Source organism: Vagococcus bubulae, from assembly GCF_003950315.1.
GTDB classification, from domain to species: Bacteria; Bacillota; Bacilli; order Lactobacillales; family Vagococcaceae; genus Vagococcus; species Vagococcus bubulae.
Genome location: NZ_NGJT01000023.1, coordinates 23,485 through 29,973, shown reverse-complemented (window position 1 = coordinate 29,973; position 6,489 = coordinate 23,485). Strand labels below are relative to the sequence as shown.

Annotated in this window: 8 protein-coding genes; 4 read left to right on the top strand and 4 right to left on the bottom strand. The window is 31.4% G+C overall.

The genetic code is table 11. The features are described from left to right. Positions 1-136: 136 nt before the first annotated feature. From jag to rpmH, 4 genes are all read right to left on the bottom strand, one after another. Entirely contained in the window at positions 137-901 is a 765-nt protein-coding gene (jag, locus tag CBF36_RS10165) for an RNA-binding cell elongation regulator Jag/EloR (RefSeq protein ID WP_125958320.1), read from the bottom strand. Positions 902-919: 18 nt separating this feature from the next. Then, a complete protein-coding gene (locus CBF36_RS10160; RefSeq protein WP_125958322.1) occupies positions 920-1,702 on the bottom strand; it encodes a YidC/Oxa1 family membrane protein insertase in 783 nt (260 codons plus the stop codon). A 50-nt stretch (positions 1,703-1,752) separates the two neighbouring features. Continuing rightward, positions 1,753-2,091: a ribonuclease P protein component gene (gene rnpA, locus CBF36_RS10155; RefSeq protein ID WP_125958319.1), complete on the bottom strand. Its 339-nt coding sequence runs from the start codon at positions 2,089-2,091 to the stop codon at positions 1,753-1,755. A gap of 84 nt (positions 2,092-2,175) precedes the next feature. Then, the gene (gene rpmH, locus CBF36_RS10150; protein ID WP_071457793.1) at positions 2,176-2,310 is read right to left on the bottom strand and encodes a 50S ribosomal protein L34; all 135 of its coding nucleotides are present in this window, start codon (positions 2,308-2,310) and stop codon (positions 2,176-2,178) included. A 474-nt stretch (positions 2,311-2,784) separates the two neighbouring features. Here rpmH and dnaA point away from each other — a divergent pair, with 474 nt between their 5' ends. The 4 genes from dnaA (at position 2,785) to yaaA (ending at position 6,487) form a co-directional block, all read left to right on the top strand. After that, positions 2,785-4,128, top strand: a complete 1,344-nt coding sequence (gene dnaA / locus CBF36_RS10145; RefSeq protein WP_125958318.1) for a chromosomal replication initiator protein DnaA — start codon at positions 2,785-2,787, stop codon at positions 4,126-4,128. Between the two features lie 156 nt (positions 4,129-4,284). Next, the gene (dnaN, locus tag CBF36_RS10140) at positions 4,285-5,415 is read left to right on the top strand and encodes a DNA polymerase III subunit beta (RefSeq protein WP_125958317.1); all 1,131 of its coding nucleotides are present in this window, start codon (positions 4,285-4,287) and stop codon (positions 5,413-5,415) included. A 125-nt stretch (positions 5,416-5,540) separates the two neighbouring features. Further along, complete coding sequence (locus tag CBF36_RS10135) at positions 5,541-6,014, top strand: glutathione peroxidase (RefSeq protein ID WP_125958316.1); 474 nt, start codon at positions 5,541-5,543, stop codon at positions 6,012-6,014. A gap of 239 nt (positions 6,015-6,253) precedes the next feature. Beyond that, positions 6,254-6,487 carry a S4 domain-containing protein YaaA gene (yaaA, locus tag CBF36_RS10130; protein WP_125958315.1) on the top strand — a complete coding sequence of 78 codons (234 nt, stop codon included), beginning with the start codon at positions 6,254-6,256 and terminating at the stop codon, positions 6,485-6,487. Positions 6,488-6,489: the final 2 nt, after the last annotated feature.

Sequence of the window (6,489 nt, the reverse complement as noted above, 5' to 3'; positions counted from 1 at the left end):
TCCTTTTTATTTGGTTAGACACCTTAATTATAAAGGAAAGTGCTATTTTTTTCGTCAAAAAAAGGAACAAAATCAAAAATAATTTTGTTCCTTTTACTCTTTTTTGGTAGACTTTTGGGTCAGCCTCTCAATAAAATTATTTTTTTAGTTCAACGACTAAATAACGATGAGGTTCGTTACCTTCAGAATGCGTTTTAATGTCCTTTTCGTTTGATAAAATCGAATGAACTTGTTTTCGTTCAAACGCAGGCATTGGCTCTAAAAATACAGGTTGAGCAGTATCTCTTACCTTATGAACCGCTTGATTAGCTAATCGTTTAATGATTGCTTCTCGTCTTTCACGGTAATCTCCAACATTCACTATAACAGTTAATCGATTTTTAACTAAACGATGAATATAAACCTGTGATAGATACTGAATAGCATTTAATACTTTTCCATGTTTACCAATCAACAAACCTTTTTTGTCTGTGTCTAAATGTAACACCACATGATTATCATCACGTTGTACTCTCACCATTGCTGGTGCTCCTAAAGCCGTCGTTATATCTGTTAAATACAGTGATAACTCCGTAATAGCCTCATCAAGTGATACATCTTGTGATTTAGCCGGAGTTTCTTTTATTTCTTCTTTAACTGGCTCTTGATATTCTACCATTACTTCAGAGTCTATTTCTGGTTCTTCGATAATTTCTGTCGTTACTTGAATTTCTTCAACTTCTTCTACTATCTCTTTTTCTTTGGCGTCAATAGAAACAATCGCTTCTTTTTTACCAATTCCTAGAAATCCTTTTTTACCCTCTTCAATAATGGAGATATCCGCATCAACACGATTTATACCAAGTGAAGCCAAACCTTTTTTTATAGCTTGATCAACAGTTTCTCCTGTAAATGTTGGCATGATACGAACCCCCTCAGTTTATTTTTTTCGTTTTTTTGGAGTATTTGCTTTACGCAGTGCTTTTTCTAATTCTCTTTTTCGTTGTTCTTCTGCTTCTTGTTCACGTCTAATCTTAAATGGATTATTAATTAATAATGTTTGAATTACTTGGAAAGCATTTGATATTACCCAATATAATGATAATCCACTGGCCAAATTAATCCCCATAAATAAGATCATGACAGGCATCACATAATTCATCGCCTTCATTGTACCTTGAACATTTGACTGACTCATTGTTGTTAATCTTGTACTAATAAAAGTAAATATTGCCGCAAGTATTGGTAAAATAAATGTTGGATCAGGTTTACCTAACTCTAACCATAAAAATGTTCCTTCTGTTAATGCAGGAATACGAGAAATTGCTTGCCACAATGCCATCATGATTGGAAGTTGTACCACTAAAGGTAAACAACCTGACAACGGATTAACTCCTGCATCGCTGTATAAACGTTGCTGCTCTTCTTGTAATTTTCTAACCGTTTCAGAATCTTTTGAAGCATACTTTTCTTGTAATTCTTTTAATTTTGGTTGTAATTCTTGCGTTTTACGCATGCTTTTTGTTTGATAATGCATTAAAGGTAATAGAATGATCCTAACAATAATCGTAAATAGAATAATCCCTATCCCTGGATGCCCAAAAGACAACGCTTTTATTGCTTGACCAAAATAATACACGATATAACGATCCCACAAACCACTACTACTTTGATTGATTTCTCCTGTACCACATCCTGTCAAAACAAACACTAGAACAAACATGGACAGAATAAAAAGCCATTTTTTCTTATTTTTCACTGACTAACCCTCTCTTATTTCATTAAATTAGCTAATTTAAACACATGTTGAATATTTTTCTTCACTTCATCTAAAGATAAATTAATGACTTGAGGTCTTGCAATTAATACAATATTGTAATTCGGTTGAATCATCTCCTTCATATCATACAGAGATGTTCTCATTAATCGTTTCACCCGATTACGCATGACAGCATTTCCCACTTTTTTGCCAACAGATAACCCGACACGAAAATGAGTGTTTTCAGGTGACTCATAGACGTATACTATAAAATTTCTGTTTGCAAAAGATTGTTTATTCTCAATAATTTTTTGAAACTCTTTTTCTTTTTTAATTCGATACGCTTTTTTCATATTAAATCACTCTTATCATAGCATAAAGTCCGCTTTTTTTTAATTTATTATAAAAAAAAATCACTGATTCGTAGAGTCAGTGATTTATGCTGCTAATACTTTTCTTCCTTTACGACGTCTACTTGCTAATACACGGCGACCGTTTTTAGTACTCATACGTTTGCGGAACCCATGAACTTTTTGACGTTTACGTTTTTTTGGTTGATATGTTCTTTTCATTCTCATCCACCTCCTATAAACAAATATGCTTTCTAAATAATCACATTAGACAGACTATGACATTATACAAAGAAAACTGTCATTTTGTCAACTTTATTTAAAAGCTTTCTCATTATATAGTTATCCACATCGTCTTTTTTTTACTCACATGCCTGTTAAAAGTTACACACATCTTATTTTTTATTCATAACTTTAACACCAGTTATCAACAAGATAACACCTTGTAAAAAAGTTATCAACACCCTCTAAAAAAACTGTTAACAACTCTTTGAATCTTTTTAAGATTAACGTTCTTATTTGTGTATAACTTGTGGAGAAATGAAATAAATATAAAAAATATTCACAATTATTTTCATCCTGTTGATAACTTTTATTAAGAGCTTATAATAAAATATCCACAAGTAAAATATTCAGTGGAAAACTTTTTTTTTTAGTGCTAGAATGTAAAAGACTATATAAGTTAGGGGGATAACTATGCCCGATTTTAATTTTATCTGGAAAGAACTTGTTGAAAACTATCGTAAAACACTAACTCCTCCAAGTTTTAGTGCTTGGATTGATCCTGCAAAACCTATGACCTTGCAGAATAATATATTAACAATTGAACTACCATCAGATTTACACAAAAATTATTGGGAAAAAAATTTAGCCGCAAAAATTGTGGAAACTGGTTTTGAATTAACAGGTGAAGAAATTACGCCTGTTTTTATTATTCAAGATGATGAACCACCTGTAGCTGAATCAAAAAAAGATACACCAGCTGAACTACCAAATATCGTTAAAAAAAATAGCAAAAAAGCATTACTTAATTCCAAATATACATTTGATACATTTGTTATTGGTAAAGGAAATCAAATGGCTCATGCAGCTGCGCTAGTTGTGTCAGAAGATCCAGGTGCCACATATAATCCATTATTTTTCTATGGTGGAGTAGGTCTTGGAAAAACACACTTGATGCATGCCATCGGACATCAAATGCTCTCAAATAATGTCGATGCTAAAATAAAATACGTCACAAGTGAGTCATTTGCTAATGACTATATTAATTCCATTAAAAATAATAAATCAGAAGATTTCAGACAAGAGTATCGAAATGTCGATTTATTATTAGTTGATGACATCCAATTTTTTGCTGATAAAGAGGGAACACAAGAAGAATTTTTCCATACCTTTAATACTCTTTATAATGAAGGGCATCAAATTGTCTTAACCAGTGATCGGTTACCAAATGAAATTCCAAAACTACAAGAAAGACTTGTTTCAAGATTTGCTTGGGGATTATCAGTAGATATCACCCCTCCTGATTTGGAAACACGAATTGCAATATTACGTAAAAAAGCTGATGCTGAAGGGTTAGAAATCCCAGATGATACACTCTCATATATTGCTGGACAAATTGATTCTAATATTCGTGAACTTGAAGGCGCACTTGTTCGTGTACAAGCTTTTTCAACCATGAAGGGCCAAGATATCACAACAAGCCTAGCAGCAGATGCGTTAAAAAGTTTAAAACCAATCAAAGAAAAAAGTGAATTATCCATTTTAGGAATTCAAGAAGAAGTTTGTAAGTATTATCATTTGCAATTAAAAGATTTAAAAGGAAAAAAACGTGTTAAAACGATTGTTGTTCCAAGACAAATAGCCATGTATCTTTCAAGAGAATTAACAGATAACTCTTTACCAAAAATTGGGGCAGAATTTGGAGGTAAAGATCACACAACTGTGATACATGCTCATGAAAAAATTCAACAATTAATTGAAAAAGATGTTACCATACAAAAAGAAGTAAATGATATTAAACAAACACTGCTCTCATAACTGTGGAAAACAAAGAAAAATATCATTTAGTTATCCACATGTTATCAACAAGCTAAAATCCTTAATTTTTATCCACAGAAAAGGTTTATCCACAGTACCCACAGTACCTACTACTACTACTATTTTTTTATATATAAATTAAAAGGAGATTAATCAATGAAAGTAACATTAAATCGTTCTGCATTTTTAGATGAATTAGCCACTGTTCAACGAGCTATTTCAGGGAAAACAACTATTCCTATATTAACCGGAGTAAAATTAAATATTACAGAATCAGGATTAACGTTAACAGGAAGTAATGCAGATATTTCTATTGAAACTTTTTTAAGCGTTGATAATGAAAAAGCCAGTATGTTAATAGAATCTACAGGATCTATCGTGATTCAAGCACGTTTCTTTAACGAAATCATCAAAAAATTACCAGAACAAACATTAACTTTAGAATTAATTGAAAATAATCAAGTTGTCATTACATCAGGAAAAGCATTATTTAATGTGAATGGTTTAAATGCTGAAAGTTACCCTCAGTTACCAATTGTAGAAGATCAAACCAATTTCAAATTACCTGCTAGGGTATTAAACAAACTAATCAGTGAAACGGTTTTTGCAGTATCCTCTCAAGAGAGTAGACCTATACTCACAGGGGTACATATGACGTTAAATGATAATGATTTGTTAGCCGTTGCAACAGATAGTCATCGTTTAAGTCAACGTAAAATGGAACTTGATGGAGTTAGTCAAACATTTGATGTGGTTATACCTGGAAAAAGTTTACAAGAATTATCACGCTCATTTAAAGATGAAGAAGAATTAGTGGATATTTCGATTATGGATAATCAAATTTTATTTAGAACAGAGACAATGAATTTCTATTCTAGACTGTTAGAGGGAAATTATCCTGATACAAATCGTTTGATCCCAACAAACTTCAGCACTGAAATTAGTTTTAATGTTTCTAGTTTGTTAGCAGCCATTGATCGAGCGTCATTGCTGTCTCATGAAGGGCGTAACAATATTGTTAAATTAGCAATTGATTCTGAGCAAGTAACTATCTATGGAAATTCACCAGAGATTGGTAATGTAGAGGAAAAATTAACTTATCTAGAAGTTGAAGGTGATCCAATTACGATATCTTTTAATCCAGATTATATGAAAGCCTCATTAAAATCATTTGGAGATATTGATGTAACCATTCGATTTATTTCGCCAATTCGTCCATTTACATTGCAACCTAAAGATGGTGATATCGAATTTATTCAATTAATCACTCCTGTTAGAACAAATTAAGAGGTTTTTGGCACTCATTAAAAAGTGAGTGCTTTTTTATATTTATTATGGTTTGTCATTCCTGAAAAAAATTAGATAATGTAGTTTAATTAAGCTAGTACTATACAACAGGGAGGGAAAATAGCATGACAATTTATGATTACAAAGCGATGTTAGATAATGGAGAGACTTACTCTTTGGAAAAATATAAAGGTAAAGTAATGATTATTGTCAATACTGCGACCAAATGCGGACTAGCACCACAATTTAAAGAATTAGAAACTATTTATCAAACATATAAAGATAAGGGGTTGATTATATTAGGTTTTCCGTCTAATCAGTTTCATCAAGAATTAAAAACAAGCGAAGAAGCTAGTCATGCTTGTCAAATGACGTATGGTGTTACATTCCCTATGCACCAATTATCTAAGGTCAATGGAAAAGAAGCGAATCCTATTTTTAATTATTTGATAAGCGAAGCACCAGGAATATTGAGTGATAAAATTAAATGGAATTTCACTAAATTTTTGATTAATCAAAAAGGAGACGTCATTAAACGCTTTTCTCCAACTGATAAACCTGAAAAAATGATACCTGATATTGAAAAATTATTAAATTAGCACTGAAAAGAAAGGGATGATTGAGAAAAAATCAATCATTCTTTTTTTATTTACTCACAAAAAAATTTAAAATTAATCCTTATTTTACGTTCTAAGAGATTTAGAGTTCAAAATGAAAAAAGTGTCGATTTATTCTATTAATGCGTAAAAAACGATTTTAGCAAAGAAAATTTGTTTTTAAGGCTTAAAAAGGGTATAATGGAAGTAATGGTAAATTGAAACAGAGAAGGTGAAAATTTGTGAAAAAAACATTTATACTAAAGACAGAATATATGACTCTTGGTCAATTTTTAAAAGAAGTTGATGTTATTTCTAGTGGTGGAATGGCTAAATGGTTCTTACAGGAACATACTGTATTTGTTGATGGAGAACCTGAAAATCGCCGTGGCAGAAAATTATATGCAGATATGATGATTGAAATACCTGATGTAGGTACTTTTTTTATGGAAACAAACGCATCGGATGCTAAATAATT

Excerpts from the sequence above, each read along its gene's own strand:
- jag (WP_125958320.1), bottom strand. The coding sequence starts at position 901 with ATGCCAACATTTACAGGAGAAACTGTTGATCAAGCTATAAAAAAAGGT.
- CBF36_RS10160 (WP_125958322.1), bottom strand. The coding sequence starts at position 1,702 with ATGTTTGTTCTAGTGTTTGTTTTGACAGGATGTGGTACAGGAGAAATC.
- rnpA (WP_125958319.1), bottom strand. The coding sequence starts at position 2,091 with ATGAAAAAAGCGTATCGAATTAAAAAAGAAAAAGAGTTTCAAAAAATT.
- rpmH (WP_071457793.1), bottom strand. The coding sequence starts at position 2,310 with ATGAAAAGAACATATCAACCAAAAAAACGTAAACGTCAAAAAGTTCAT.
- dnaA (WP_125958318.1), top strand. The coding sequence starts at position 2,785 with ATGCCCGATTTTAATTTTATCTGGAAAGAACTTGTTGAAAACTATCGT.
- dnaN (WP_125958317.1), top strand. The coding sequence starts at position 4,285 with ATGAAAGTAACATTAAATCGTTCTGCATTTTTAGATGAATTAGCCACT.
- CBF36_RS10135 (WP_125958316.1), top strand. The coding sequence starts at position 5,541 with ATGACAATTTATGATTACAAAGCGATGTTAGATAATGGAGAGACTTAC.